We start from the raw sequence: 25202 nt of genomic DNA, 5'->3' as shown, positions 1-25202 counted from the left end.
AAACTGGAGAAATCACTCAAAATTGCGGGCTGAATATCATTACATAGGAGCAAGGTCATTTTTAACTTGTACTTTTTCTTGACATAGGACCACATTACTACACGGATCAGAGAGGAGTCCGGAACGGCATTGCTGATTGATTGCCATTCTTTTGCCTCAAACCAGCTGCCGTATGAAGCGGCGTCCAACGGTCAAAGCTCTCTCTTGAGGCCGGATATATGTATTGGTACAGATCCCGGATACCATACACCGTCGTGGCTTTCCGATTATATGGAAAATGCCTTTAAGCGGATGGGATATTCCGTGGCGATAAACAAGCCTTTTGCCGGCACGATGGTTCCAATGAAGTACTATCATCGGGAACGGCGCATTCTGTCGATAATGTTACGAAAGCTGCAGTGGGAACCGTGATACGCGGTCTGATTGAAGTATAGAGGGCTTCAGGTGGAAACAAGGATGATTGTCTGCGGTGGTGTAGATTTTAACGATTATGATTATTTCAAAAGCCAGATGGACAGGTAGATGACATATTACGAAAATATCAGGCTTGTTTCCGGTCATGCAAGAGGTGCGGATACCTTCGCTGAGCAGTATGCGGCAGAAAAAGGGATCCAAATCCAAGTTTTTCCGGCAGAATGGAAAAAGTATGGGAGAGCGGCCGGTCCGATTCGGAACCGTGCAATGCTGGAATACGCAAAAGAAGAAACTCCTGTCGTTGCGGCATTTTGGGATGGAGAGAGCCGCGGAACCGGCAACATGCTGAAGCAGGCAAAAGCGGCTGGGGCAGAGTGTCATATCTTTTCTTATGAGTCGCTTAAATGAAAAGTGTCTCCCGCGAAGCGGCCTTTTTGAAACAGCGATTCGCTGTACTTGAGATGTAATCGGAGCTGGAAATAAAGAAAGGCAGGGATGACAATGTACGGAGCTTTACTTGGTGATATGATCGGTGCCCCTTATGAATTCGATCAGGGGGATAAGACAAAAGAGTTTCCGCTGTTCAGCAGGGGATCGGGATATACAGATGACAGCGTGATGACGATCGCTGTAGCGGAGGCGCTGCTGGACGCTCGTGATCAGGGAAAGGAAAATGATGAGACCGCAGTCAAGCCGCTGCTTATTGATTCCATGCGTCGCTGGGGAAGGAAATATCCTTATGCGGGGTATGGAGCGAGATTCATCACCTGGCTGAAAGAAGATGAAATGGGATCGTATGGGAGCTATGGCAACGGTGCCGCCATGCGCGTTTCTTCTGCGGGCTGGCTTTACGATGATTTTGCGACCACCCGCAAGATGGCGGCATTGACTGCGGAGGTTACACACAATCATCCGGAGGGAATCAAAGGAGCAGAAGCGACGGCCAGCGCGATCTTTATGGCGAGGAATCATGCCTCCAAGGAAGAGATACGCACATACATTTCGCAGGAATTCGGATATGATCTGAGTCGCACCTGTGATGAAATCCGTCCGAATTATCATCATGTGGAAAGCTGTCAGGAGACAGTTCCGGAGGCAATCACGGCCTTTCTGGAAGGGAATGATTTTGAAGATGTGATCCGGACAGCGGTTTCTCTTGGAGGCGACAGCGACACGCTCACATGTATTGCAGGCAGCATTGCGGAAGCGTTTTACGGTGTGCCGATTGGAATGATGGCAGAGTGCCGGAGCCGCCTGGAAGAGGATATGCTGGCGGTGCTGGAAAAGTTTGATAAAGCTGTCGGCAGATTTCAGGATCACGCAGAGGATGATTTTGGAAATGGAGAGCTCGCCACTGCGATGAAGGCAGTTCATGAGGATGGCAGCGCGGAGAACTATCTTAACCTGCTGAATCTGATGGCAAAAAGAATTGCAGAAGGTGGCGAGATCATCCTGCCGGTTCAGATGTCTCAGTCAGCGTTTGATATGCTGGGTGATTTGAACCAGGTAAAGGTGGGCGATACCTTGCAGGCTTCAGAAGAAATTCGCATGAAACCGCAGGCTCTTACGGATCATGACGGAGGAATTTGGTATGCTGCCTTTACCGATTACAACGAGGCAGGAAAAGGAGAAGGCTCATCGTCCATCAATCAGCTGCTGAAAGATATAGTCAAAGTGGCACTTGGAGATAAAGAAAAGAAAGGGCTGATTCTGAATCCGTGGGAGAATCCCATATTCCTGAATAAGGATATGCTGAAAATGGTGCTTGATGCATCCAGACCGAACAATCATATTTACTTTGATGTCGGAGATATCACAAAACTGGATGTGGAATGCATCGTCAATGCGGCAAACCGGACACTTCTTGGCGGAGGAGGAGTTGACGGAGCCATACACAGGGCGGCCGGGCCAAAGCTTCTGGAAGAATGCAGGACGCTTGGAGGATGTAATACCGGAGAAGCGAAGATTACCGGTGGATATAAACTGAAAGCCCGGTACATTATTCACACGGTCGGGCCAGTTTATGAGGAAGGCAACCGGAAATGCCCTGAGCAGCTTTACAGCTGCTATTACAACAGCCTGGAGCTGGCAAAGCGATATGATATTCATTCTATTGCTTTTTCTGCAATCTCAACAGGCGTTTATGGATATCCTGCAGAGGAAGCGGCAGTAATTGCATTAAGAGCCATCAGTAAGTGGTTATCGGAGAACGAAGACTATGGTATGGCGGTGATTATATCCTGTTTCAGTGAACGGATGCATGAAACCTATCAGAATGTAGTTCGGGCACTGAAAAATAAATAATACAAAGGTGGTGGGAGCCAGATGGCATATACAGAGCTGATTAAAAATTTCAACCGCATCAGGGACTACATGCGGGAGTTCTATGTCTTCGGGTTCCGCAGCCGCGAGGAATTTACGAAAAAGAGCGCCCGTTCCTATGATGATGAGCGGCGCAGACTGGAAAGCTGGCTCGGAGACCATATGCGATTTCGACAGACAGCGGATGGAAAGAATGTATTTCTTTCCATCGACAGCCGGATCTCCGGGCACAATCCTCTATACAAGGCATGGAAGGCGAAGAGCTTTACAGATGGGAATATCACGCTGCATTTTATCCTGCTTGATATCCTGCATTCTCCGGAGATCAGGATGACGCTGGCGGACATTACAGATGAAATCGATCTGCGCCTGTCCTCTTTTTCTGAGCCGAGGATGTTTGATGAGTCCACGGTTCGGAAGAAGCTGAAGGAATATGTCAGCGAAGGCCTTATCGTATCCGAAAAGCGGGGCAAAACCATGTATTACCGGAGGGCTGAAGATGCAGCCATGTCGGATACGGATGTGCTGGACTTCTTCTCGGAAGCGGTTCCCTGCGGGGTGGTCGGTTCTTTCCTGCTGGATAAGACCGGGGAACATGAGGAGCACTTCCGGTTTAAGCACCATTACATTACCGGAGTCATGGACTCGGAGATTGTCTGCTCGCTGTTCATGGCGATGCAGGATAAGCGCTACATCACCATTGAGTCAATCAACCGCCGGCGGGATCGGATACAGGAAAATCATGTGGTGCCGCTGAAAATCATGCTGAGCACCCAGAGCGGGCGGCAGTATCTGATGGCATATGTACCCCGATTTGAGAGGGTCACGTCATTCCGGACAGACAATATCCTTTCCGTAAAGATTGATGAGGTATGCGATTCGTTTGATGAGCACCGTGAAACTTTGAAGGGAATGCTTCCGCACATGTGGGGCGTCAGTACACAGAGCCGGTCCGGACAGCGTCTGGAGCATGTGGAGTTTACGGTGCGGTATGGACCTGATGAGGAGCATATTCATCAGCGGCTGGAACGGGAGAAGCGCTGCGGAACCGTGGAACATATATCTGAAAGTAGCAGCCGTTTTTCTGCAGATGTCTATGATGCAAGCGAGCTTGTGCCGTGGATCCGGACTTTTATCTGTCGGATTACGGAGATTCATTTTTCCGATCCTGAACTTGAAGAGCAGTTTAAGCAGGATATCGAGGAAATGTATCTGATGTATGGGTTGAAGGACGGTGAGGAAGCATGATTTTCAGTGAGCTTTACAGCGCCTACTACAATGCGATGGCGGCGGTGCTTACAGCTGCGGCGGAACATCGGGTCACACAGAGTGAACTGCTGGATATCATCGGACGACATGCATTTTCCGAAAGCGGGCTGAATGCGCTTCCGGCACTACGGGAAGAACGCTGGCAGCTGCTTCATGCGGATGGAACATCCATCATAGAGTATTCGCCGACCATGCCGCTCACCAACCTGCAGAAGCGGTGGCTGAAGGCGATATCGCTCGATCCGAGATTTCGGTTGTTTGATATCACTCTTCAGGATTTTCTGGAAGTGGAACCCCTGTTTACACCGGAGGATGTAGCTGTATTCGACAGTTATTCGGATGGGGATCCCTATGAGGATGAGACTTATCAGGAACATTTCCGAATCATCCTGAATGCCCTGCGGCTTCATTATCCTCTTATTGTGGAAAGCAGGAGTCGGAAGAACGGGCGGACACGGAAGACCACCATGATGCCGGAATACCTGGAGTATTCAGAAAAGGATGACAAGTTCCGGCTGATCGGGAAAGGACGGCGATTTGGGGAGGTTATAAACCTTGGACGGATCATCAGTATCCGGCCATGTGCTGTCGCGTTTGTGCCCTCGGACGATGTTCCTCCAAAGCACATCAGGACGGTGACATTTGAGCTGACAGACCGGCGCAATGCCCTGGAACGGGTGCTCCTGCATTTCGCGCATTTTGAGAAATCGGCGGAGCGGCTGGAGGATAACAAATATCTGGTATCGGTGAAGTACGACGCGGATGATGAAACCGAGCTTGTTATCCGGATCCTTTCCTTCGGGCCGATGATACGGGTCGTAGAGCCGGAATCTTTCGTTGCCCTGATAAAAGAGCGGCTGATGAAGCAGAAAAGTTGTGGGATCTGAGATCTCGCAACTTTTTTTCCGTGATAAAGAGCATCCCGAAAGGTAGAATGGCATCATCGAAAGACGCATACAGCAATTTGAGATCCTGCATTGGCTCCGATAAGGGAGCACCTGCTTTCGGGGCAGGGGCTGAAACGGTGAAAGTCCGTTTATGCACTCAATAATTCGCGTCTTGTAAAGGCACCTACAGCAAAATCATTGGGAGAAGGGACGGTTCGCCGTACCTGTACAGGTTCAAGTCCTGGTGGTGCCTTGCAAATTGTCTTAAAGATGCGAACAGCAATTTAAGGAGATCTCACACGTTAGTTCCACTAAGGAACACCTGCCTTATAAGCAGGCTGTCGGTCGGTGAAATCCCGGCCATGTGTCCAAAAATCGCATCTTGTAAAAGGCACCAACAGCAAAGAATGTATAGCTCAGTGGTTAGAGCACCCGGCTTGGCCGGGTGGCGCGGGTCCGAATCCCGATACAACGATGGTGCCTTGATTTTAATATTTACGGAAGGGAAGTGACTTTCATGCTGGATTATCTGAAGAACGAAGCGAATAAGACTTACACGGAGAATGGTGCGGCAACCTATGAAACAACAGGTTCCGATTGTCTGGATCTGTTTGCGACCATCGGCGCACTCCGGCGTGAAAGCGATAAAGAGATCGTGACCCGGTTTATGCGTGCCTTTACGGAGAACCGGGACTATGCCATGAAGCTCCTTTTCTTCGCACGCGACATTCGCGGCGGACTGGGAGAGCGGCGTGTGTTCCGCACAATTTTGCACTGGCTGGCGGTAAATGAACCGCAGACGGTGCAGAAGAACATGAAATATATTGCGGAATATGGTCGCTATGATGACCTGCTGGCGCTCTTTGGAACATCCTGTGAAAAGGACATGCTGGATCTGATCCGTGCACAGTTTGCCGCAGATCTGGAAAACCTGATGAATGGCCGTCCGGTATCCCTGATGGCAAAGTGGCTGCCGTCGGTGAACGCGTCCAATGCGGAGACGGTGAAACAGGGAAAAAAGGTCGCGCGGGCGCTTGGGCTGTCCGATAAGGACTACCGCAAAGCTGTCGTGGCACTTCGCGCTCATATCAGCATTCTGGAGAATGCGCTCCGGGAGAAGGATTATACTTTTGATTATGAGAAGCAGCCCTCCCGGGCGATGTATAAATACAGAAAAGCCTTCCTGCGCAATGACGGAGATCGTTATCAGGCGTTTATCTCCCGTGTGAATACAGGAGAGGCAAAGCTGCACGCTGACAATGTTGCTCCTTACGAGCTTGTGGAGCCGTTCCTGGGCTGGAATTTCCATGGATATGGGGATGGTAACAGAAGCTTTATGCGTAAGATTAGCGCAGAGGAAAAAGAAGTGCTGAACGCGACCTGGAATTCCCTGCCGGACTTTGGCGGCAAGGAAAATATGCTGGCCGTGGTTGACACCTCCGGTTCCATGTACATGGATTCGAAGCCGCTCCCGGCAGCGGTGGCGCTTTCTCTTGGGTTGTACTTTGCTGAGAGAAACTATGGACTTTTCCATAATCACTCTATCGAGTTTTCGGAGCATCCGAGGCTGATCGAGATCAAGGGGAAGACCTTTGCCGACAGGCTGCGCTATGCGGCATCCTTTAACGAGATTGCCAATACCAACCTGGAAGCGGTCTTTAACCTGATTCTGAACGCGGCGGTAAAGAACAACGTGACCCAGGAGGAACTGCCGGCAAAGCTGGTCATCATTTCCGATATGGAGTTTGACAGCTGTGTAGATCATGCCTCGGCGAGAAACTATGAAAACGCAAGAGCCAAATTCAAAGCGGCCGGTTACAGGCTCCCGGACGTGGTGTTCTGGAACGTGGCATCCAGAAACCGTCAGCAGCCGGTGACGAAGAATGAACAGGGGGTAGCGCTGGTTTCCGGAGTGACACCGAGATTATTCTCCATGATTGCGGGAGGGGAACTGAACCCATATACCTTTATGCTGGAGGTTCTGCAGAGTGAGCGTTACGCCTGCATAGCCGCATAGGAATTCAATGATGAAAGATAGCCGCGCCGGGATCGAACAATCCCGGTGCGGTCTGAAAGGAAGATAGAGATGTTTGAGATCAAGGGCAAGATGAATACGGCCCTGTGTTACGCAAAGGTTGTGGATGACGGCGCAATTGATCAGATCCGCCGCATGTGCGACTATCCGCTGACAGAGGGGAGCCGGATCCGTATCATGCCGGATGTCCATGCCGGGAAAGGCTGCACCATCGGAACGACGATGACCGTGACCGATAAGGCCTGCCCCAACATCGTAGGTGTGGATATCGGCTGCGGAATGTATACCGTAAAAATAAACGAGAAAGAAATTGATTTTGAGAAGGTGGATGCAGCGGCGCATTACATCCCGTCGGGAATGAATGTCTGGGAGGGACGGATAGAGCGTTTCGATTTGACCGATCTTCGCTGCTACCGTTCACTTCGGAATGCAAAGAGACTGGAGCGTTCCCTGGGAACACTTGGAGGAGGAAATCATTTCATAGAGATTGAGAAGGCATCGGACGGTACTTTCTATCTGGTGATCCATTCCGGCAGCCGTAACCTCGGCAAGCAGGTAGCGGAGCTTTACCAGAATCTGACAGTCGATCTCCATATGGGAAAAGAGGAGTATTTCAATAAGCGTGACGAGATTATACGAACCTATAAGGAGCAGGGAAGACGCGCGGAGATTCAGAAGGCTCTGAAAGAGCTGGACCATGAGTTCCACGCGAAGGCACTTACCGTTCCACCGGATCTTTGCTGGCTGTACGGAAGCTTCCTGGATGACTATCTGCACGATGTGGAGATCTGCCAGCGGTTTGCGAAGCGCAGCCGGGAGAAGATGGCGGAGATCCTGCTGGAGAGATCCGGCCTTACCGGAACGGATGGATTCCACACCATCCACAATTACATTGATACCGATGAGATGATCCTGAGAAAGGGAGCGATCGCTGCTCACGAGGGAGAGAGGGTGCTGATCCCCATCAACATGCGTGACGGATCGGTGCTGGCATCCGGCAGAGGGAATCTTGAGTGGAATTATTCTGCTCCTCACGGCGCGGGAAGGCTGATGTCAAGAACAGAAGCAAAGAAGGCGCTGAACATGGAGGAGTACAAGGCTTCCATGGTGGGTATCTATACGACTTCCGTCAGCGAGAGCACGATTGATGAGGCACCGATGGCGTATAAGTCGCTGGAAGACATCATTGATGTGATTCGGGACACCGTAGATATCATCGACATCATGAAGCCGGTCTATAACTTCAAGGCAGGGGACGAGGATGTTCCTTGGAAAAAGAAGAAAGAATCTGCCTGAGAATACTGTGGGAGACGGTATCACGCCGTCTCTCTGCTTTTCATGTACTTATTGCGATACAGATCGGCAATCAGCTGACGAGTATCATCAGGAACTCTTGTAGAAGGCTTAAAGAAAAGTCAGAAGAGTAAGGGATGACTATCAGAGAAGTCTGTAAGAAATACGATGTAACTGCGGACATTCTTTGTTATTATGAGAGAGCGGGAAAATGTGATGCGAGGAGGTGGTATGTTTATGGAGAGATTAACGATAGAGGAGGCCAGAAGGCTGAATGATACTATGGTCACCGAGGAGCATTTAAAGCTTCATGCGGCAAATGTCGCAGCCTGTATGGGGGCGATGGCAGATCATTTCGGTGAGGAGAAAGAGCACTGGGAGGCGGTGGGATATCTTCACGACTATGATTATGAAAAATATCCCGGAGAGCATCTGGCCCATACGGAGGAAGCTCTTTTGCAGGCAGGGGTACCACAGGCGGATGTACGGGCTATCCTGAGCCATGGGTATGGCATCTGCACTCAAGTTGAGCCGCTGACCAATATGGAGAAGAGCCTTTTTACCGTAGATGAGCTAAGCGGAATTATTCAGGCAGCCGCCCGGATGCGGCCCCATGGTATTCAGGATATGGAAGTAAAGAGCTTTATGAAAAAATGGAAGGATAAGCGTTTTGCCGCAAAATGTGATCGTCCATTAATTCTAAGAGGCTGTGAGATGCTGGGCATGGATATTAAAGAAGTATCTGGTATCTGTATTGAGGGAATGAAGGCCCACGCAGAGGAATTGCAACTGTTGGGCGCAGAATTCACCTCTTTAGATAATTAAATATATTTTCTATTGGAATAAGTAAAAATGAATAAAAAGCCGTGGGGTGATTATGCTGTAGTGGCTTTCGAGTCCGTTGTAAGTACTGTTACGACTTCTGAGACCTGTTTTGTAGGCGGGAGGGAGAACAAATATCATACAGGCAGAGGTGTACCTGTTTTGACAGGCTCATCTCTGCCTGTTTTCTGCCCAAATAGCCAAAAAGTATCCCGGGTACCATAGATTTTATAGATACCAAACTGGTAGACTGTTTACAAAACATTCATGGAATATATACAGTAACCTTTGCGGGACAAAAGCGAAGAAAGGAGACGGGATGGCAAATACAGGAAGTAAGAGCAGCTTGAAAAGGTGGATGAGTATTGCTCTGTCCATTGTGATGGTCATTGGCCTTATGGCTTGCGGAGGTGGATCCGGAAAGGGGAAGGAGGATTATAAAAAAGCCTTTGTAGGGAAATGGGATGCCAGAGAGATGATCGGATCGGATGAGGACGATACCGTAGATGAAGATATGATGCAGATGCTTAAGGAGATGGGTATGACGATAAGTCTCTCTCTTCTGGAGGATGGCACAGGCAGCCTGGAAATGATGGGAGAAACATGTCCCGTGATCTGGGGGGCCACTGGTGAAGGAGAAGGAAAGGGCTCCCTGGAAGATGAGGGGAAAAAGGAAAACTTTGTACTGAAGATGAAGGATGGCCGACTTTCTCTGATTCAGGATGAAACAGAAATGATTTTTGAGGCTGCATCCGGTGCGGGCACTGCAGAGACTGAAGGAAAGGATACAAAGGGGAAAGAGACAAAAGAAAAAGAGAGCAAGGGTAAAAAGCCACTGACTGCGGGAAAGGATTCTGCAGAGAAGGGGATTCAGGAATACTGGAACGGCGATTACTACGGTTACTGGGAGATCCGGTCGGGAGAGGGCTACTGGGCAGGTTTTGAAGACGTTCGATATGATTGCATGGGCCGTATTAAGCTCGATGCAGATGGAAAGGCAAGCATGGTGATCTGGGATCAGGATCTGCCGCTGAATGATCCTGTCTCTGAGACGGTGCTGACGATCACAGCTCAGGGAGGGATTTCTGAGAACGGGGCTGCTGTCTCGGAGTCGGGTTACTTTATGGATGGTCAGATCGGGCATGCGGACTGGATTATTGATCCTGCAACTGTGGAGCAGAATAAAGCAGAGGGTTATAAGCATTTTATAGAGATTCTTGGAGATTATAATAGCGATGGGGACGAGCTCTCTTACGCAGTATATATGAAGCCCTGGGGCGAGCGCTGGGATGATGTTGCGGCAAAGAAAAAGGAGCTGCCCGCAGGTTATTATGACTGGTACCTTCCTATGATAGAGGCGGGAAAGAGTATGCCGGATACATTTGAGGGAGACGAGGCTGGAACCTCAGGTGGCTCGGAAGGCAGCGCTCATGCTCAGATGGAACCCATGGAAGGGGCGCCGATCGGAGAATTGGGATATTTTGATTTTGCAGCAACTTTTGTCGATTGTGATATCAATGATGAAGGAAAGCTTTTCCTGCCCTATCCGGATAATATTCTGAAGCGGGAGGACGGAAGCAGAATTGTGTCTTTAGACTCGGATATTTATATGGTCTACATTGATATTCAACCGTTCCCGACGAAGGAATCACTGCAAATGGCCTATGATATGATCTTGGATATTTCGAAGGGGATGGATACGGAGGTAGAGGAGAAGAAAGAGAAGATTGGGACTTTTGAGGTGCAGGAGATCATAGAGTCTAATATGCCTCTGGGAGGAGCAAAGGTGGATTATTATATATCTTTTGGAAAAAAGATAGGCGGATACGAGGGTTTAGAGCTGAGTGTTGAGTGCGGCAGCGGTGAGAATGATCCTAACGATCTCGCGCAATGTACCCATCAGGTGATCAGGGATATGATCGCTAAGATACATGATTAGGTCGTTTGCTGTTATGCTGGCAGTAATCTTCATGCTGTTCCTTTCTGGAACTCAGGATGTAAAGGCGGAGAGAAGATTTCGAGGCCAGAACAGCGCATATACAGAAGAATATTCTGCCGGTCGGGAGGATGTGCAGGCAGCAGAAGTTGACTGGGATAAAGTTTTTGTGAAAGGAGCAGAAAAGAGAATGGCAGGTGGAAGCACAGGATATCCGGTAAAGATGGATCGTCTCCCGCAGAATCTGAAAGATCTTGAGTCCATGGAGGAGGGAGCACTCAGAGATCCGCATATGACAGCTGCATTGGTTGTGGCCGCGTTGGCAAGATATCCGAAGAATAAAGACGATGCGATTGCCATGCTGAATTTTCTGATGGGGCCGGGAGAGCTCTCCAATTATGACAAGCAGTTTCTGAGAGACCGCTTTTTTGACAAGGACTATGTGCCGCGCTCCTACTATGAGGGAGCGACACCGGAAAATGATTATCAGCCCAGTGTTCCGTACAGTATCGTGATTATCGAGACGCCCTACAGCAGGGACAATGAGAGTCAGGGGTACTTAAAGCTCTATGTAAAGAGCGGCGGAGCGGACAGCCCTCGCCCAATTGAGCTTCGGCAGAAGAAATCGACCGGGGAGTGGTTCCTCACACAGCAGATGCTGCTCGGTGGGATCCGCGTTCCGGCAAGCAGTGATCCCTGGAACTGAAAAAGAAGCTGGCTTGGTAAGCGTTAATTTATGGATATGTTTCAAGCGTGGTGTTCATATATCCTCAACCACAAAGTAGTAGAGATATGGTAAAATAACGAGGAAAGACTCCATGCGCTTGCGCAAATGGAGTTTTGACGAGAAAACCCATCGAGCGGCAGCGAGATGGTATGATACAAAAGGTCCGAATGGATGATCGGAGAGGGCCAAATACCTGACAACCAATGAGGGAGGATGAGGATATGCAGTTTCAGCAGGTGAATCAGGAACTGATGGAGTTTCTGGATTCCAGTCCAAATGCGTTCTGGGCTGTAGCCAACATGAAGGGGATACTGAAGGCACAGGGATATGAGCTGCTCTGCGAGGGGATGCCGTGGAAGCTGGAGGCCGGAAAGGGCTACTATGTGAGTCGAAATGACTCCGCGCTCATCGCGTTCCGGGTTCCGAAAGAGGATTTTCTCGGCTTTCAGATCATGGCGAGCCATAGCGATTCACCCGCCTTTAAGATCAAACCCAATGCGGAGATAGAGATTGATAAGCAGTATATCAAGCTGAATGTAGAGAAGTACGGCGGTATGCTCTGTGCGCCCTGGCTTGACAGGCCGCTCTCGGTCGCGGGGCGTGTGGTTGTCCGCACGGCGGAAGGAATAGAGACGCGCCTCATCAATATTGACCGCGATCTTATGATCATTCCGAATCTGGCGATCCATATGAATCGCCAGGTGAATGAGGGCTACAGCTACAACGCACAGGTAGATATGCTGCCGCTCTTTGGTGACAGCGAGGATGCAAAGGGGCGTTTTGAGACCTTGATTGCAGAGGCGGCTGGGGTGAAACCGGAGGAGATACTGGACACAGATCTCTTCCTGTACAATCGTATGAAGGCCCGTCTTGTCGGGGCGAATGGGGAGTATCTGAGCAGCGGTCGTCTGGATGACCTGCAGTGTGCCTTTTCCTCTCTGAAGGGATTCCTTCAGGCAGAGCCGAAGGACAGCGTGGCGGTGCACTGTGTCTACGACAATGAGGAGGTCGGCAGCGGCACCAAACAAGGCGCGGAATCTACCTTTTTAAAGGATGTGCTGCACAGGATCAATGCCGCGCTCGGCCACGATGAGGAGTATTATCTCCGCGCGCTGGCCTCAAGTTTCCTTGTGTCTGCGGATAATGCGCACAGCGTTCATCCGAATCAGACGGGCAAGGCGGATCCGACAAACCGCCCGTATATGAACAAGGGCATTGTGATCAAGTACAGCGCCAATCAGAAGTATACGACGGATGCAATCTCCGGCGCGATTTTCCGTGCGATTTGTGAAAAGGCGAATGTTCCGGTGCAGGTCTTTACCAATCGCTCGGATATTCTGGGCGGTTCTACGCTTGGAAACATTTCCAATACGCAGGTCGCTTTAAATACTGTGGATATCGGTCTTCCGCAGCTTGCCATGCACTCCTCCTACGAGACGGCGGGAAGTCGCGACACTGCATATCTGATTGAAGCGGCAAAATTGCTCTTTTCCTCCTCTGTTGAGGGAGTGGGAGATGGAAACTACAAGCTCCGTTTCTAAGCTTCAAACTAATTTTCAGCAGCCGCCCGTAAAACGGGCGGCTGCTTTGTTCACAGGAAATTTTACCTTATAGTTAGATCAGCCTAAAAAACACGTTGACAGCATTCTGATCTGTGTTATACTAACTCAAGTGATTAGTTAATTCTAATTAAAGTCACCCAGCACATAAAGTCAGTTGATCCTAGGATCAGTTGATTTTTTTGAGAGAATGGTTATCTGGAACTAAGACAACGATTAGAATCAACAGAGGGGGAATTCAAATGAATCGCAGATGGTTATTTGGAGGAATCTTTTTATGCCTGGCGCTGCTGATTGTACTGACGCCGGGGGGGCTTCTGCCGATCTGCCCGTTGAAGGCGGACGGTGGATATATGAAGTGCCACTGGATGGGACAGGCGGTGCGGGGGTGTGGGGCACTCGGGGTATCTATTGCGCTGTTCTTTATGTTTGTCCGAAACCGGGCGGTGGCATATGGACTGGCGCTCGCAAATCTGCCATTGGCACTGCTCATATTTGCGCTGGCCTTTCGCCTGATTGGCGGATGCAAGATGCATACCATGAGCTGTAATCTCTATGTGAGACCTGCGGTATATCTGCTCTCGCTTCTGTATTTTCTGATCAGCGCTTTCTATCTGCTGCGCTATCGTGCAGACGGTGGCGCAGCCTGATGGAGCTGTTCAAGGCAAGCGGACTTACAAAGTGCTTTCTGCGCGGCGGGCGCAGCTTTGCGGCGCTGAGGAATCTTGATTTCGCGATGCGGGAGGGTGAGTTTCTGTATATCACCGGGCGCTCCGGAAGCGGGAAGACGACCTTTCTGAATCTGCTGGCAGGTTTTCTGAAGCCAACGTCGGGAGAAATAAGCTTTCGCGGAGAACTGCTCGGGAGCTGGGATGAGAAGCGCTGCGACCGCTACAGAAATCTGGATATCGGCTATGTGCCGCAGCAGCTTGGAACTCTTCCAAATCTTACGGTGATGGAGAATGTGGCGCTGCCGGCCTGTCTCTCTGAGACAAAAAAAAACGGATGGGGCGGGAGTGAGAGGAGTGCGGCAGCGCTTCAGCGCGCGGCTGTTCTTCTGGATCAGATGGGAATCCTTGATTTGAGGGATGAGTTTCCGAGAAGCCTGTCGGGTGGAGAGCTGAAGCGCACTCTGTTGGCGCGGGCGCTGATGAATGAGCCGAGCGTGCTCATCGCAGACGAGCCGACGGCCGATCTGGATGCCGGAAGCAGCGCTGAGATCATGGAGCTTCTCCGGCGGGTACATGAACGCGGAACTGCGCTGCTTATTGTGACGCATGAGGAAGAGATTCTGCACCACGCGGACCGCGTACTCTGTATGCGCGATGGAAAATTGGAAAATGCATAGAAAAGAGGGGAAGGATGTATCAGTTCAGAAGAGTCAGAAGAACTGGGGTGGCACTGCTGCTCGCATTTGTTTTTTTGCTGGCGGAAAGTCTTACGGCCTTTGCGGAGACGAAATACGATAACTGGGAAGCGGTTGCGGCAACCATGGGAGAGGTGCTGGACAGCGCAGTCGAGATCTATGAGGATGGTGGTGATGGCGCCGGCAAGCGGGCGACAGAGGAGGTAAATGTTGCCTATTACAAGTTTTATGAAAAGCTCGGCTTTGAGAAGACGGTGATGGCGGCCATTTCCGGCAGCCGCGGCTCGGAGGTGGAGCACCAGTTCTATCTGGTAAAGAAGGTGATACGCGACAAGGGAACTCCGGAGGAGTTTCGAGAGAGTACGGAAACGCTGAAGCAGATGCTCGTAGAAGATGCGATTTTTCTGGATGGAGGAAAAAAAGCGGAGTCCGGAGAGGGAAGCGCTGAAAGCGCGCAGGCGTCCGTGAAGGACAATCCTGCAACGGCTGCACGGGCAGCGGGATGGCAGACCTTTATCGCTGTGCTGGGTCTCACGCTTCGTGAGGGGCTGGAGGCGATACTGGTGATCGCTGCAATCATAGCCTATCTTGTGAAGACAGATAATAAAAAATATCTGCGCAGCGTTTATATCGGAGCCCTGCTGGGGGTGGTCTTCAGTGCTGTGCTGGCATTTATCTTTAATATGCTGGCGGCGAGTGTCGGAGAGGCCGAGTCCGGTCTGGGACAGGAAGTCTTTGAGGGACTCACGATGTTTCTGGCTGTTGCGGTGCTGTTTTATGTCAGCAATTGGATGCTCTCGAAGTCGGAGACGGAGCTCTGGAGCCAATACATCAAGGATAAGGTGGAGCAGTCGCTCACGAAGGGCAGCATGTATGCACTTTCCTTCTCTGCGTTTCTCGCGGTTTCACGGGAGGGAGCGGAGCTCATCCTCTTCTTTCAGGGCATGCGTTCCAATATTGCAAACAACCCGCATATGCTCTGGGGTGGTCTTGCGGTGGCTGTGATTGTCCTCGCTGTGGTCTATGTGGCGATTACAAAGCTCAGTGTGCGCCTGCCACTGAAGCCCTTCTTCACATTTACGAGCTGGCTCATGTTTCTGCTCTGCATTTCCTTTATCGGAAAAGGCGTGTTTGAGCTTCAGGAGGCGGATGTGATAGGCAGAACGATCATCACTGGAATGAACGGCTTTACGATAGAACTCTTTGGTATCTACGACCGCTATGAAACTCTGGTTCCTCAGGTTATTTTGCTGGTAATTACAATTGTCACGTATATTTACCAGCTGAAAAATAACGCAAAGAAGCGAGCTGCGCTGATGAAGAATCAGCCGCAGCAAAATCAAATGTAAAGGGAGGTACGTTTTTATGTTCAGAAAGAGTCTTATGATGTCACTGGTGGCAGGTGCGCTCGCACTCACCGCCTGCGGAGGCAACGCTGCTCCGGCAACGACGGCAGCGCCGGCTGAGACTACGGTTGCTGAGACTACGGTTGCTGAGACTGCGGCGGAGACCGAAGCGGAGAAGGTTGCAGAGGAGAGTGCGGAGGCAGCAGATGTTGCCGCTCCGGGCGAGGATGCGGGCTTTGAGGAGTTCCCGATTGGAGACGATCAGGAGGTTGGGCCGCTCATCATCTCCGGCGTTTACTTCCAGCCGGTTGATATGGAGCCTGCGGGCAACAGCCTTTCCAAGGAGGAGGCAGACTGCCACATCGAGGCAGATATCACTGCTGGTCCGGAGGGGGCTACCCTCGGCTATGGCGTTGGCGATTTCGTTCCGTGGCTGCAGGTTAAGGCTTATGTGCAGAAGCAGGGCTCCGATAAGGTTCAGGAAGTTGCTTTTATGCCGATGAATGCTTCTGATGGCCCGCACTACGGTGCAAATTTCAAGTTTGAGGACGGCCTCGGCGTATATGATGTGAAATTTGAGGTCAGCGCGCCGGGCAATGATTATCTGCTGCACGTCGACAAGGAGACGGGCGTGACCGGAAGGTTCTGGACTGAGCCGCTTGTTGCTGAGTGGACAGAGTTTGAGTGGGCCGGCCCGCAGTGGTAATGCTGAACAGAATTGGATAGATTCAATCTCAGGCGAAGGAATTGGAGTATATCTAATTCCTTCGCCTGTGTGATGCGGAGGTGAGCATATTCTTAAGATTTTTGTGAAAATAATGGAGACAGGGATTTCCTTTGCCGCCCTGATGGGAATACTCTTTGCCTATTACAGGACGCGCGGGGAGATGAAGAAGCGGATTGTACTTCTGTTCTGTCTTGCGGCAGGGGTTGCAGCTGCTGCGGTATCGGCGATTATCCGGAGTATTCCAAATTTTATCAATCGGACCTCACTCAGTTTTTTCAGCATGATTCCTGTTGTGGCATCGCTTCTGGGGCTTCTGCTGCTCATGGCACTGAAGCGGCGCATGCTTGTCAGATGGGAGTGGCTCTTTGAGTGTCTCTTTACGGTATTTCTTTCTGTCTACTGTATCAGCTCTTTTTTTTACTATCTGCCACCGGTGCTCTCGCAGTTGAACTCTTTTGTTTATTACGGAGAGAGTGCAGTCAGTACAACGGTGCTGTTTCGCATCATCGGCTATGCGCTGGCACTGCTCCTCATGCTGCTCTCTGGTCTTGCGGTGTATCGCTGCGGCGAGAGCTTAACCGAAACTGAGCTCACTGCCTCTGTAGGGCTGTTGCTCATAATTCGTGGGCTTACCCAGCTTACAGTGATTGTGCAGCGCCTCTATTCACTGCGGCTTATACCCCGGAAACCGTGGATTTTTGCGGGGCTCGCATGGATCATCAATCATGCAGCATACTTTGATTTCCTTCAATTTGCACTGTTGGCGATTGTGCCGCTGCTGCTCTGGAAGAACAATATGAAAATCACAGAGCCGTACCGCAATCGCGCGGAGCTTCGAAAGCTTCGCTACGTTAAGCGCAAGAGGAGACAATGGGCACAGTTTTTTCTGCTGCTTATTGTGACGGATCTGTTATCCATCACTGCGGTGAAGAGCTATGCGGGACGGGAGGTTCCGCTCTCCGCACCGGAGAATTACACAATGGAGGATGGGATGATTGTCGTTCCGCTTGAGGATCTGGAGGACGGGCATCTGCATCGCTATCTCTATACGGCTTCAGACAATATCGAGATGCGCTTTATTGTGATCAAAAAAGCTCCCGGCTCCTATGGCGTCGGGCTGGATGCCTGTGAGATCTGCGGGCCGAGCGGGTACTTTGAGCGAAAGGATCAGGTGGTCTGCAAGCTCTGTGACGTCGTGATGAACAAGGGAACCATAGGCTTTGCAGGAGGATGCAACCCCATACCGTTTAAGTATATGGTTCATGATCAGAAGCTGAAGATAGAGACAGCGGAGCTCGATTCTCTGTCTTATGTATTTCGTTAGCGTGCGGGCCGGATAAGGAGAAAAGGATGTTTTTACGAATGATTTCGGGGGCAATCTTCCGGCAGAAGAGCAAGATGCTGATGATTGCCTTTACAATCGCGCTGGGCGTATGCCTCTCCACCTCCATGTTAAACACGATGCTCGGCGTCGGAGATAAGGTGAATCAGGAGCTGAAGACCTATGGCGCGAATATCAATGTGGTGCCGAAGGGAGCCTCGCTTCTCGGTGATATTTATGGCGTCAGAGAACAGGAGGGACAGGCGCAGGAGTACCTGAAGGAGGATGAGCTCGGAAACATCAAGACCATCTTCTGGGCCTTCAATATTGTGGATTATACGCCCTATTTTAATACATGGGTGAAGGCGGACGGAGATGCGAAGAGCACACGACTTGTTGGGACATGGTTTGCACATCATATGAATCTGCCGACCGGGGAGTCTCTGGACACCGGGATGAGGAAGCTGAAAAGCTGGTGGGAACTTCAGGGGGAGTGGCTTGAGGATACGGACGAGGATGCGGTGCTGCTGGGCGCAGTCTATGCGCTCCGCAATAATTATAGCGTCGGGGACAGAATAGAGCTCAGTTCGCCTCAGCTCACGAAGACAGTGATAGTGAAGGGGATCTTCAGTGCCGGAAGTGATGAAGATCAGTATATCTATGCGCCACTGAAGATTGCACAGGCCTTTGCCGGTAGGGATAATGTCGTGAGCAGCATAGAGGTGAGTGCACTCACAACGCCGGACAATGATCTGGCTCGGAAGGCTGCCAGAAATCCGCTCAGTCTCACGGTGAAGGAATGGGAAGTCTGGTACTGCACGGCCTATGTCAGCGCGATCTGCTATCAGATTCAGGAGGTTATCACAGATTCTGTGGCGAAGCCTATACGTCAGGTGGCGGAGTCGGAGGGAGATATTCTGAACAAGACGACCTTGCTCATGGTGCTGATCACGATTCTGAGTCTCATCGGTTCGGCGCTTGGTATTTCGAATCTTGTCACAGCCGGAGTTATGGAGCGGCGCACGGAGATTGGTCTTCAGAAGGCTCTGGGGGCAGAAAACGGACGCATCATAGGAACGATACTCACAGAGATTATGATCACAGGCGTTTTCGGAGGCGTGATCGGTTACTTTGTTGGGTTGCTGCTCACGCAGGTGATCGGATTCAGCGTATTTGGTTCCTCGATTCCTCCGACTGCCATGGTCATTCCCATCGTCGTCATATTGATTTTCTTTGTGACTCTGCTCGGAAGCATTCCGGCGATACGTTATCTTCTGCATCTGAATCCGACGGAGGTGCTGCATGGAAAATAAGAAGAAAATCACCCGGAGGGCCATGTACTGGCGTATGGTCACGGCCTCTCTGTCCCGCAGGCGTTCACGCATGGTCACAGCTCTGCTCGCGATCGCCATGGGAGCCACGGTACTCTCGGGGCTTGTGACTATTTACTATGATATTCCGCGGCAGATGGGAAAGGAATTCCGTTCTTACGGCGCAAACATGCTGGTCATGCCTGCGGACACGGAGAAGAAAATCACGGAAGCACAGCTTGAGGAGATACGCGAGAGTATTCCGGAGGAGAAGCTTGTCGGCGTCGCTCCCTATATTTATCAGAATGCAAAGATCAACGAGCAGCCCTATATCATCGCGGGCACAGACATGGATGGGGCAAGAAGCAACGGCCCCTATTGGCTGATACACGGAAGCTGGCCGGAGAGTTCCAGAGAGGTATTGCTTGGGCATGAGATTGCAAAGGCAATCGGGCTCTCTGTCGGAGATAAGTTTACGGTCAATACGCCGAAGGGGGACGGCTCCGAGACAGCGACAGATTTTACTGTATCCGGGACTGTCACTACGGGGGGCGAGGAAGAATCTCTGATCTTCATGAGCCTTCAAGATCTGCATTCCATCATAGGAGAACGGGATCTGGATGTTGTGGAATGCAGCGTGGAGGCGGATCAGGCGGAGCTTCAGCAGCTGGTGGAGCATATCGCCTCGCGGGATGCTTCTCTGCTGCCGCAGACAGTGCGGCGCGTCACAGCCTCGCAGGACACAGTGCTAAAGAAGCTGCAGTCCCTTGTCTGGATTGTCACGGTGATCGTGCTTTGCATCATGATGATATGCGTATCAACCACCATGATGGCAGTGGTTACGGAGCGGAGGCGGGAGATCGGTTTAAAAAAGGCTCTGGGGGCCTCCAACCAGAGTGTTGTCACGGATTTTCTCGGAGAGGGGATTATGCTCGGTGCATTCGGGGGACTGCTGGGTGCAGGCTTTGGCTATCTCTTTGCGCTCCGTGTGAGCCTCAGTGTGTTTTCGCGTGAGGTGAGCTTTCTTTTGCCCCTGCTCCCGGTCACAGTGCTGGTTTCTGTTGTGATCACGGTAGCAGCCTGCCTGGTACCGGTGAGCAAGACGGTGGATATAGATCCCGCACTGGTGCTGCGCGGGGAGTAATACAGAGGAGATGAGAACACTATGGATATACTGACACTGAGAGATGTTTCAAAAATCTACGGGGAGTTAAAGGCGCTCGACAGCATTAATCTCCGGGTGGAAAAGGGAGAGTGGCTTGCGATCATGGGCCCCTCCGGCAGTGGAAAGACGACAATGATGAATATCATAGGCGGCATGGATAAGCCGTCTGTAGGTGAGGTGATTCTGGATGGCACGGATGTGTCGCGGCTCTCACCGCGCGAGCTCACCGGCATCCGCAGGGATAAGATCGGTCTGGTATTTCAGCAGTTTCATCTGGTGAATTATCTGACTGCGCTGGAAAATGTCATGATGGCACAGTACTATCACTCCATGCCGGACGAGGAGGAGGCGATGGAAGCGCTGGCAGCAGTGGGGCTTGCTGAGCGGGCAAAGCATCTGCCGAACCAGCTCTCGGGAGGAGAACAGCAGCGTGTATGTATTGCCCGTGCCCTGATTAATCATCCGGCTTTACTCCTGGCGGATGAGCCGACGGGAAATCTGGACGAGAAAAATGAATTTATTGTGATGGATATATTTGAAAAGCTTCATAATGCGGGAAGTACGATCATTGTAGTCACGCACGACCCGGAGGTGGGGGATGAGGCGGAGCGCATGGTGGTACTGGAGCATGGGCGCATCGCCCGTGAGGAGAAGAAGAAAAGGCAGCGGCCTGTCGTCACGGCAGGAGCGTTTGCAGATTTTGGAGCATGAGTACAGAAAGGAAGGCGTGTATTATGATGAAGAAATCGCTCTGTGCCGGCATCATCCTCGTTATCTGTCTGCTCTCTGCCTGCGGCGGAAAAAAGCAGGAGAATACGGTACCGCATTATAAGGATGGCCACTACAGTGCAGAGGCAGTGCCGGAGGAAATCGGCGGAATCATACGTCTGGATATTACGGTTTCCGGAGGAAAGATTGCGGCAGTAGAAATGCAGAATCTGGATAAGGATGGAAGCGAGAAAGGGAAGGAGTATGGAAAGGCCTCGGAGGGGGCAACCAATCCCGGATTGTACAGAATCGCGCAGGCTTCGGTGGAGAATACGGCAAAGTTTCCGGAAATGCTGATTGCCGCACAGACGCCGGACGGTGTGGATTCCATCAGTGGTGCCACGCTTTCTCATGATGCCTTCGTGCAGGCTGCGCGCGAGGCGCTGAAGGCAGCGGAGTGATATCCGAGTGGAAATATATTAAAAAGAGAGGGGGAAAACAGCATGGGACTTGGCGCTATGGGGCTCGCAAGACGAAATATCAGGAATAAGCCGGGGCGCGCATACGGGCTCATGGCGCTCACGGCGATACTTTGCTTTGTGCTGTTTCTCAGCAGTTTTTTGATCCTGAGTCTTAAAAATGGAATTCATTCGCTCTCCGGGCGCATGGGAGCAGATCTGATTGTTGTCCCGGAGGGGTATGATTCAAAGATTACGGGGGCTATTCTTCGCGGGGAGCCCAACAGCTTTTTCTTTGATCAGAGCGTTGCGGAGCGCGTGCGCGCGCTTCCGGGAGTGGAGGAGGCCTCGCCGCAGATCTTTCTCGCGACACTCTCCGCGGGCTGCTGTTCCTACCCGCTGCAGCTCATCGGGGTGGATTTTGACACGGATTTTTCGGTGGTTCCGTGGCTGAGCTCACAGGTGAAGCTGCCGCTGAAGGAGGGAGAGATCATTGTCGGTGCGAGCATTGAGGGGACTTACAATTCGGAGGTAAAATTTTTCGGAAGGCCCTTCAAGATCAAGGGAAGACTTGCAAAAACCGGAATGGGCTTCGATACTTCTGTGTTTATGGACATGGAGACAACGCGAGTTCTGGCCTCAGAGTTTCAAAAGCTTCTGGAAACTCCTGTTGCGGAGGATGAGAGACTGATTTCCTCAGTAATGGTGCGATTGCAGAAGGACGCGGACCCGAAGGCAGTGCAGACCGCTGTTACAGAGGAATTCCGGGGAGAGGGGGTCTATCCGCTGCTCTCCAAGCAGATGATGTCGGAGGTCTCTGCAAATCTTCAGAATCTGCTTTTCTATGTGTATGTACTTATCGCGCTGCTCTGGCTGCTGAGCTTTGTTGTGCTGATGCTGGTTTATTCTATAAGCTTGCGGGAGCGCCGCCGGGAATTTGCCACTTTGCGCGTGCTGGGAGCCGGGAGAAAAAAGCTGAGAGCGATATGTCTTACGGAGATCCTGCTCATCAATGCGGGGGGCGCGTTCTGCGGAACTGTGCTGGGGGCTGCGGTGGCTCTGCTCTTCGGACCGGCCTTCAGTAAGCTTCTGCGTATGCCTTTCCTGACACCGGGAGTTTCTGTGTTTCTGCTGCTCTTTGCCGCGGCACTGCTCGTGGGTACGCTAATGGGCCCGCTCGCAGCGATTTTTTCATTGCGCGAGCTGAATCAGAAGGAGCTGGCGCTTGTGAGCCGGGAAAATGACTGATTTTTGAATATATCAATTGTGGCCGATGCCGTGGAGTAATCTGTGGCGTCGGCCGTTTGTATCCGCCCGCTGTTGTAAAATCCCCTTCTGTGATAAAATGATATCAAAGTCAAAGGCTTTTTCATACGGCGTGCTTGCCCGCTGGAGTGAAAAAGGGTTTATGACCCGCCGCCATGGGGCACGAAGTGACGCCACGGGAAGGATGGGAGTGCGGAATGGGGGAGGAGTACTCTCGGGTATTCTTGGAATGCTGGTACCGGGATGGAGAGAACGATGCAGTATATCACAGAGGCATTGGATAGAGAAAAAAAACTGGAGCGGGAGCGGAGCTTTCTGCTTCATCAGCTGATGGATCTCGGGGAACTTCTGCTCTCCTGTGGTGCAGAGGTGAGTCGCGTGGAGGATACGCTGGAGCGTATGGGGCGCGCCTATGGTGCACGGCGCATGAATGTCTTTGTGATTACCTCCAGTATTGTGATTACGATGGTATTCTCGGATGGGGAAGAGACGACGCAGACCCGGCAGATCCACCCGAGGAGCGGCATTAATTTTGCTGTCTTTGAGGAGCTGAATTCGCTGAGTCGTTCTTATTGTGAGTCCCCCTGCTCGGTGCGGGAGCTGGAGCGGCGCATTGAAGAGATCAGTGATAAGGAGAGAGAGAATCTATCCGGACTTTTTGGCGCAATGCTCGGTGCGGGCAGCTGTGCAGTCTTTTTTGGCGGGAGCCTTAAAGACGCGACGATTGCAGCTGCGTTCGGTTTGGTAATTGTCGTTGTGCAGCGAAAGACACAGGAGATTGTTCCCAATACAGTGGTGTTCAATCTGATTGCATCTTTTCTGTTGGGAATTGCAGCCGTGCTGGCAGGACGTCTTCTGCCCTTTTTGAATGCAGATCATATCATGATAGGTGATATCATGCTTCTTATTCCAGGACTCGCCATGACAAATGCAGTGCGAGATATATTTGTCGGTGATACAATCTCAGGGGTGATGCGGCTGGTTGAATGTTTCCTGTGGGCGGGGGCCATAGCCTGCGGAGTCATGGCGGCCATCGTGCTGATGGGAGGTCTATATGTCTAAGATGTGGGTGCAGCTTTTTATGTCCTTTACGCTGGCAATCGGCTTTTCTCTGAGCTTTCGGCTGAAGCCGCGTCACCTGCTTCCGGCAGCAATTGGAGCTTTCTGGGGTTGGGCAGTCTATCTTTTGTCTCTTTCCAGACTGGACAGTATATTTATAGCAAGTCTCGTTGCAGCTGTGGCCATTGCACTGTATGCAGAGTTGCTTGCGCGAAAAGAGCGGGCTCCTGCGACTCTGTTTCTGATTCCAGGTCTGCTTCCGCTGGTTCCGGGAGGAAATCTCTATTACACTATGAGTTATACCGTGCAGGGAGATGCAGAGCTTGCGCGCCATTACAGTTCGCTTACGGTACAGTTTGCGCTTGGAATTGCAGCAGGAATGAGCCTTGTCTGGGCATATTTTGCGATGCGGAGGAATGTGCTCCGTCTTCGGGAGAGGAAACACAGATGATATGGGAGATGCTGAGTGAGTTAATCAGAGGGCTCGATCCCATCGCTGCGCTTTTTCTTGCAGCGATGGAGGCGATCATCCCGCCCATACCGCTCACTGCGGTTGTGGGGCTGAATGTTGCGTCTTTTGGAGTGCTGCGTGGCTTTTTATATAGCTGGCTTGGAACCTGCGCGGGCTGCACGGTGGTATTTCTCCTGTTTCATCTGGTTTCTGACCTGCGCTGGGTCAGGCGACTGCTGGGCGGAGAGCGAATCTCCCGGGCAGTTTGTCTTGTAAATCGAATTGGATTGCCCACGCTCTTTTTGATTGCGATGCTTCCTTTTACGCCCTCAGCGTTTCTGAACTTTGCTTTTGGGATCTGTGCCTATCCGCGCCGCCGTTTTCTTCTGACTCTATACCCTGCAAAGGCAGTGATGATCGGATCTCTTTCTGTTTTTGGCGGGGCATTGCGCGCAGCAGAGCAAAATCCGTGCTTTTTACTGCTTGCAGCAGTCATACTTGTATTGCTGTATATTATTTCCAATAGGGTCATGAAGGAGGTAGAGCAGCAGAGGGAAAACAGATAAAAGAAGGGAAAATATAAATAAAAGAAGAAAAAATATAAATACCCCTTGACGGAAATAAGAGACGATGATATAGTGTACAAGCTCGCCTCGAGCGAGGTCAGCACAGAACCTTGAAAATCAAAGATCAGACAGTACACACAACCCTGAAAATTCTAAAAAGAATTTCAAAAGAAGAACCAAACCAAGTAAAACGGG

At 51.2% G+C, this 25202-nt stretch carries 25 protein-coding genes, 1 tRNA gene and 1 pseudogene; all 27 read left to right on the top strand.

All coding sequences use genetic code 11. The features are described from left to right. The first annotated feature begins 93 nt into the window (after positions 1-93). A complete protein-coding gene (locus J2S20_RS12355) occupies positions 94-411 on the top strand; it encodes an N-formylglutamate amidohydrolase (RefSeq protein WP_416389008.1) in 318 nt (105 codons plus the stop codon). A 111-nt stretch (positions 412-522) separates the two neighbouring features. Then, complete coding sequence (locus J2S20_RS11040; RefSeq protein ID WP_307255412.1) at positions 523-822, top strand: SLOG family protein; 300 nt, start codon at positions 523-525, stop codon at positions 820-822. Positions 823-909: 87 nt separating this feature from the next. After that, positions 910-1623 (top strand): annotated as a pseudogene (locus tag J2S20_RS12390) (ADP-ribosylglycohydrolase family protein); the annotation flags it as partial. Positions 1624-2172: 549 nt separating this feature from the next. After that, entirely contained in the window at positions 2173-2718 is a 546-nt protein-coding gene (locus tag J2S20_RS12385; RefSeq protein WP_307255413.1) for an O-acetyl-ADP-ribose deacetylase, read from the top strand. A 21-nt stretch (positions 2719-2739) separates the two neighbouring features. Beyond that, positions 2740-3984, top strand: coding sequence for a WYL domain-containing transcriptional regulator (locus J2S20_RS11025; RefSeq protein WP_106613077.1), 1245 nt, complete (start codon positions 2740-2742; stop codon positions 3982-3984). Beyond that, a complete protein-coding gene (locus J2S20_RS11020; RefSeq protein ID WP_106613078.1) occupies positions 3981-4892 on the top strand; it encodes a WYL domain-containing protein in 912 nt (303 codons plus the stop codon). Before J2S20_RS11025 ends, J2S20_RS11020 begins: the two co-directional genes overlap by 4 nt. 408 nt (positions 4893-5300) lie before the next feature. Then, positions 5301-5364, top strand: a tRNA-Gln gene (locus tag J2S20_RS11015). A 45-nt stretch (positions 5365-5409) separates the two neighbouring features. Then, on the top strand, positions 5410-6909 hold the full coding sequence (locus tag J2S20_RS11010) for a DUF2828 family protein (RefSeq protein WP_307255411.1): 1500 nt from the start codon (positions 5410-5412) through the stop codon (positions 6907-6909). A gap of 63 nt (positions 6910-6972) precedes the next feature. Further along, the gene (locus J2S20_RS11005) at positions 6973-8223 is read left to right on the top strand and encodes an RtcB family protein (protein ID WP_106613096.1); all 1251 of its coding nucleotides are present in this window, start codon (positions 6973-6975) and stop codon (positions 8221-8223) included. A gap of 134 nt (positions 8224-8357) precedes the next feature. After that, on the top strand, positions 8358-8498 hold the full coding sequence (locus tag J2S20_RS11000) for a MerR family transcriptional regulator (RefSeq protein WP_170065422.1): 141 nt from the start codon (positions 8358-8360) through the stop codon (positions 8496-8498). Beyond that, complete coding sequence (locus J2S20_RS10995) at positions 8458-9045, top strand: hypothetical protein (RefSeq protein ID WP_106613097.1); 588 nt, start codon at positions 8458-8460, stop codon at positions 9043-9045. The genes J2S20_RS11000 and J2S20_RS10995 overlap by 41 nt, the downstream gene beginning before the upstream one ends. Before the next feature lie 316 nt (positions 9046-9361). Next, positions 9362-10981, top strand: a complete 1620-nt coding sequence (locus J2S20_RS10990; RefSeq protein WP_307255410.1) for a hypothetical protein — start codon at positions 9362-9364, stop codon at positions 10979-10981. A gap of 187 nt (positions 10982-11168) precedes the next feature. Further along, entirely contained in the window at positions 11169-11684 is a 516-nt protein-coding gene (locus tag J2S20_RS10985) for a DUF6935 domain-containing protein (protein WP_211292302.1), read from the top strand. Positions 11685-11926: 242 nt separating this feature from the next. Continuing rightward, positions 11927-13246 carry a M18 family aminopeptidase gene (locus J2S20_RS10980; RefSeq protein ID WP_307255409.1) on the top strand — a complete coding sequence of 440 codons (1320 nt, stop codon included), beginning with the start codon at positions 11927-11929 and terminating at the stop codon, positions 13244-13246. Between the two features lie 260 nt (positions 13247-13506). Next, on the top strand, positions 13507-13914 hold the full coding sequence (locus J2S20_RS10975) for a DUF4418 family protein (protein WP_106613082.1): 408 nt from the start codon (positions 13507-13509) through the stop codon (positions 13912-13914). Then, entirely contained in the window at positions 13914-14612 is a 699-nt protein-coding gene (locus tag J2S20_RS10970; RefSeq protein ID WP_106613083.1) for an ABC transporter ATP-binding protein, read from the top strand. The genes J2S20_RS10975 and J2S20_RS10970 overlap by 1 nt, the downstream gene beginning before the upstream one ends. A 14-nt stretch (positions 14613-14626) precedes the next feature. Continuing rightward, the gene (locus tag J2S20_RS10965) at positions 14627-15979 is read left to right on the top strand and encodes an FTR1 family iron permease (RefSeq protein WP_307255408.1); all 1353 of its coding nucleotides are present in this window, start codon (positions 14627-14629) and stop codon (positions 15977-15979) included. 16 nt (positions 15980-15995) lie between these two features. Next, positions 15996-16682: an iron transporter gene (locus tag J2S20_RS10960; RefSeq protein WP_307255407.1), complete on the top strand. Its 687-nt coding sequence runs from the start codon at positions 15996-15998 to the stop codon at positions 16680-16682. 112 nt (positions 16683-16794) lie between these two features. Further along, the gene (locus J2S20_RS10955) at positions 16795-18027 is read left to right on the top strand and encodes a Fe-S-containing protein (protein WP_307255406.1); all 1233 of its coding nucleotides are present in this window, start codon (positions 16795-16797) and stop codon (positions 18025-18027) included. Between the two features lie 26 nt (positions 18028-18053). Then, complete coding sequence (locus J2S20_RS10950) at positions 18054-19337, top strand: ABC transporter permease (protein ID WP_307255405.1); 1284 nt, start codon at positions 18054-18056, stop codon at positions 19335-19337. Next, the gene (locus J2S20_RS10945; RefSeq protein WP_307255404.1) at positions 19327-20478 is read left to right on the top strand and encodes an ABC transporter permease; all 1152 of its coding nucleotides are present in this window, start codon (positions 19327-19329) and stop codon (positions 20476-20478) included. Before J2S20_RS10950 ends, J2S20_RS10945 begins: the two co-directional genes overlap by 11 nt. A 21-nt stretch (positions 20479-20499) precedes the next feature. Then, positions 20500-21210, top strand: a complete 711-nt coding sequence (locus J2S20_RS10940) for an ABC transporter ATP-binding protein (RefSeq protein ID WP_307255403.1) — start codon at positions 20500-20502, stop codon at positions 21208-21210. Positions 21211-21233: 23 nt separating this feature from the next. After that, complete coding sequence (locus J2S20_RS10935) at positions 21234-21668, top strand: FMN-binding protein (protein WP_170065424.1); 435 nt, start codon at positions 21234-21236, stop codon at positions 21666-21668. Positions 21669-21710: 42 nt separating this feature from the next. Next, positions 21711-22913, top strand: a complete 1203-nt coding sequence (locus J2S20_RS10930) for an ABC transporter permease (protein ID WP_307255402.1) — start codon at positions 21711-21713, stop codon at positions 22911-22913. 273 nt (positions 22914-23186) lie between these two features. After that, complete coding sequence (locus J2S20_RS10925; protein ID WP_307255401.1) at positions 23187-23993, top strand: threonine/serine exporter family protein; 807 nt, start codon at positions 23187-23189, stop codon at positions 23991-23993. After that, a complete protein-coding gene (locus J2S20_RS10920) occupies positions 23986-24441 on the top strand; it encodes a threonine/serine exporter family protein (protein WP_106613093.1) in 456 nt (151 codons plus the stop codon). Before J2S20_RS10925 ends, J2S20_RS10920 begins: the two co-directional genes overlap by 8 nt. A gap of 8 nt (positions 24442-24449) precedes the next feature. Beyond that, positions 24450-25007 (top strand): TVP38/TMEM64 family protein, encoded by a 558-nt coding sequence (locus tag J2S20_RS10915; protein WP_307255400.1) that lies wholly within the window; start codon positions 24450-24452, stop codon positions 25005-25007. The last annotated feature ends 195 nt before the right edge of the window (positions 25008-25202 follow it).

The organism is Moryella indoligenes (assembly GCF_030812885.1).
Classification (GTDB): domain Bacteria; phylum Bacillota; class Clostridia; order Lachnospirales; family Lachnospiraceae; genus Moryella; species Moryella indoligenes.
The sequence above is the reverse complement of the archived record's forward strand: the minus strand, read 5'-3'. Positions and strand labels throughout refer to the sequence as shown.

Excerpts from the sequence above, each read along its gene's own strand:
- J2S20_RS10955 (WP_307255406.1), top strand. The coding sequence starts at position 16,795 with ATGGAGACAGGGATTTCCTTTGCCGCCCTGATGGGAATACTCTTTGCC.
- J2S20_RS11020 (WP_106613078.1), top strand. The coding sequence starts at position 3,981 with ATGATTTTCAGTGAGCTTTACAGCGCCTACTACAATGCGATGGCGGCG.
- J2S20_RS10980 (WP_307255409.1), top strand. The coding sequence starts at position 11,927 with ATGCAGTTTCAGCAGGTGAATCAGGAACTGATGGAGTTTCTGGATTCC.
- J2S20_RS10970 (WP_106613083.1), top strand. The coding sequence starts at position 13,914 with ATGGAGCTGTTCAAGGCAAGCGGACTTACAAAGTGCTTTCTGCGCGGC.
- J2S20_RS10940 (WP_307255403.1), top strand. The coding sequence starts at position 20,500 with ATGGATATACTGACACTGAGAGATGTTTCAAAAATCTACGGGGAGTTA.
- J2S20_RS11000 (WP_170065422.1), top strand. The coding sequence starts at position 8,358 with ATGACTATCAGAGAAGTCTGTAAGAAATACGATGTAACTGCGGACATT.
- J2S20_RS11040 (WP_307255412.1), top strand. The coding sequence starts at position 523 with ATGACATATTACGAAAATATCAGGCTTGTTTCCGGTCATGCAAGAGGT.
- J2S20_RS12385 (WP_307255413.1), top strand. The coding sequence starts at position 2,173 with ATGGTGCTTGATGCATCCAGACCGAACAATCATATTTACTTTGATGTC.
- J2S20_RS10975 (WP_106613082.1), top strand. The coding sequence starts at position 13,507 with ATGAATCGCAGATGGTTATTTGGAGGAATCTTTTTATGCCTGGCGCTG.
- J2S20_RS10950 (WP_307255405.1), top strand. The coding sequence starts at position 18,054 with ATGTTTTTACGAATGATTTCGGGGGCAATCTTCCGGCAGAAGAGCAAG.
- J2S20_RS10995 (WP_106613097.1), top strand. The coding sequence starts at position 8,458 with ATGGAGAGATTAACGATAGAGGAGGCCAGAAGGCTGAATGATACTATG.
- J2S20_RS10990 (WP_307255410.1), top strand. The coding sequence starts at position 9,362 with ATGGCAAATACAGGAAGTAAGAGCAGCTTGAAAAGGTGGATGAGTATT.
- J2S20_RS10925 (WP_307255401.1), top strand. The coding sequence starts at position 23,187 with ATGCAGTATATCACAGAGGCATTGGATAGAGAAAAAAAACTGGAGCGG.
- J2S20_RS10930 (WP_307255402.1), top strand. The coding sequence starts at position 21,711 with ATGGGACTTGGCGCTATGGGGCTCGCAAGACGAAATATCAGGAATAAG.
- J2S20_RS10985 (WP_211292302.1), top strand. The coding sequence starts at position 11,169 with ATGGCAGGTGGAAGCACAGGATATCCGGTAAAGATGGATCGTCTCCCG.
- J2S20_RS11025 (WP_106613077.1), top strand. The coding sequence starts at position 2,740 with ATGGCATATACAGAGCTGATTAAAAATTTCAACCGCATCAGGGACTAC.
- J2S20_RS10965 (WP_307255408.1), top strand. The coding sequence starts at position 14,627 with ATGTATCAGTTCAGAAGAGTCAGAAGAACTGGGGTGGCACTGCTGCTC.
- J2S20_RS10945 (WP_307255404.1), top strand. The coding sequence starts at position 19,327 with ATGGAAAATAAGAAGAAAATCACCCGGAGGGCCATGTACTGGCGTATG.
- J2S20_RS10960 (WP_307255407.1), top strand. The coding sequence starts at position 15,996 with ATGTTCAGAAAGAGTCTTATGATGTCACTGGTGGCAGGTGCGCTCGCA.
- J2S20_RS11010 (WP_307255411.1), top strand. The coding sequence starts at position 5,410 with ATGCTGGATTATCTGAAGAACGAAGCGAATAAGACTTACACGGAGAAT.
- J2S20_RS10915 (WP_307255400.1), top strand. The coding sequence starts at position 24,450 with ATGCTGAGTGAGTTAATCAGAGGGCTCGATCCCATCGCTGCGCTTTTT.
- J2S20_RS10920 (WP_106613093.1), top strand. The coding sequence starts at position 23,986 with ATGTCTAAGATGTGGGTGCAGCTTTTTATGTCCTTTACGCTGGCAATC.
- J2S20_RS10935 (WP_170065424.1), top strand. The coding sequence starts at position 21,234 with ATGATGAAGAAATCGCTCTGTGCCGGCATCATCCTCGTTATCTGTCTG.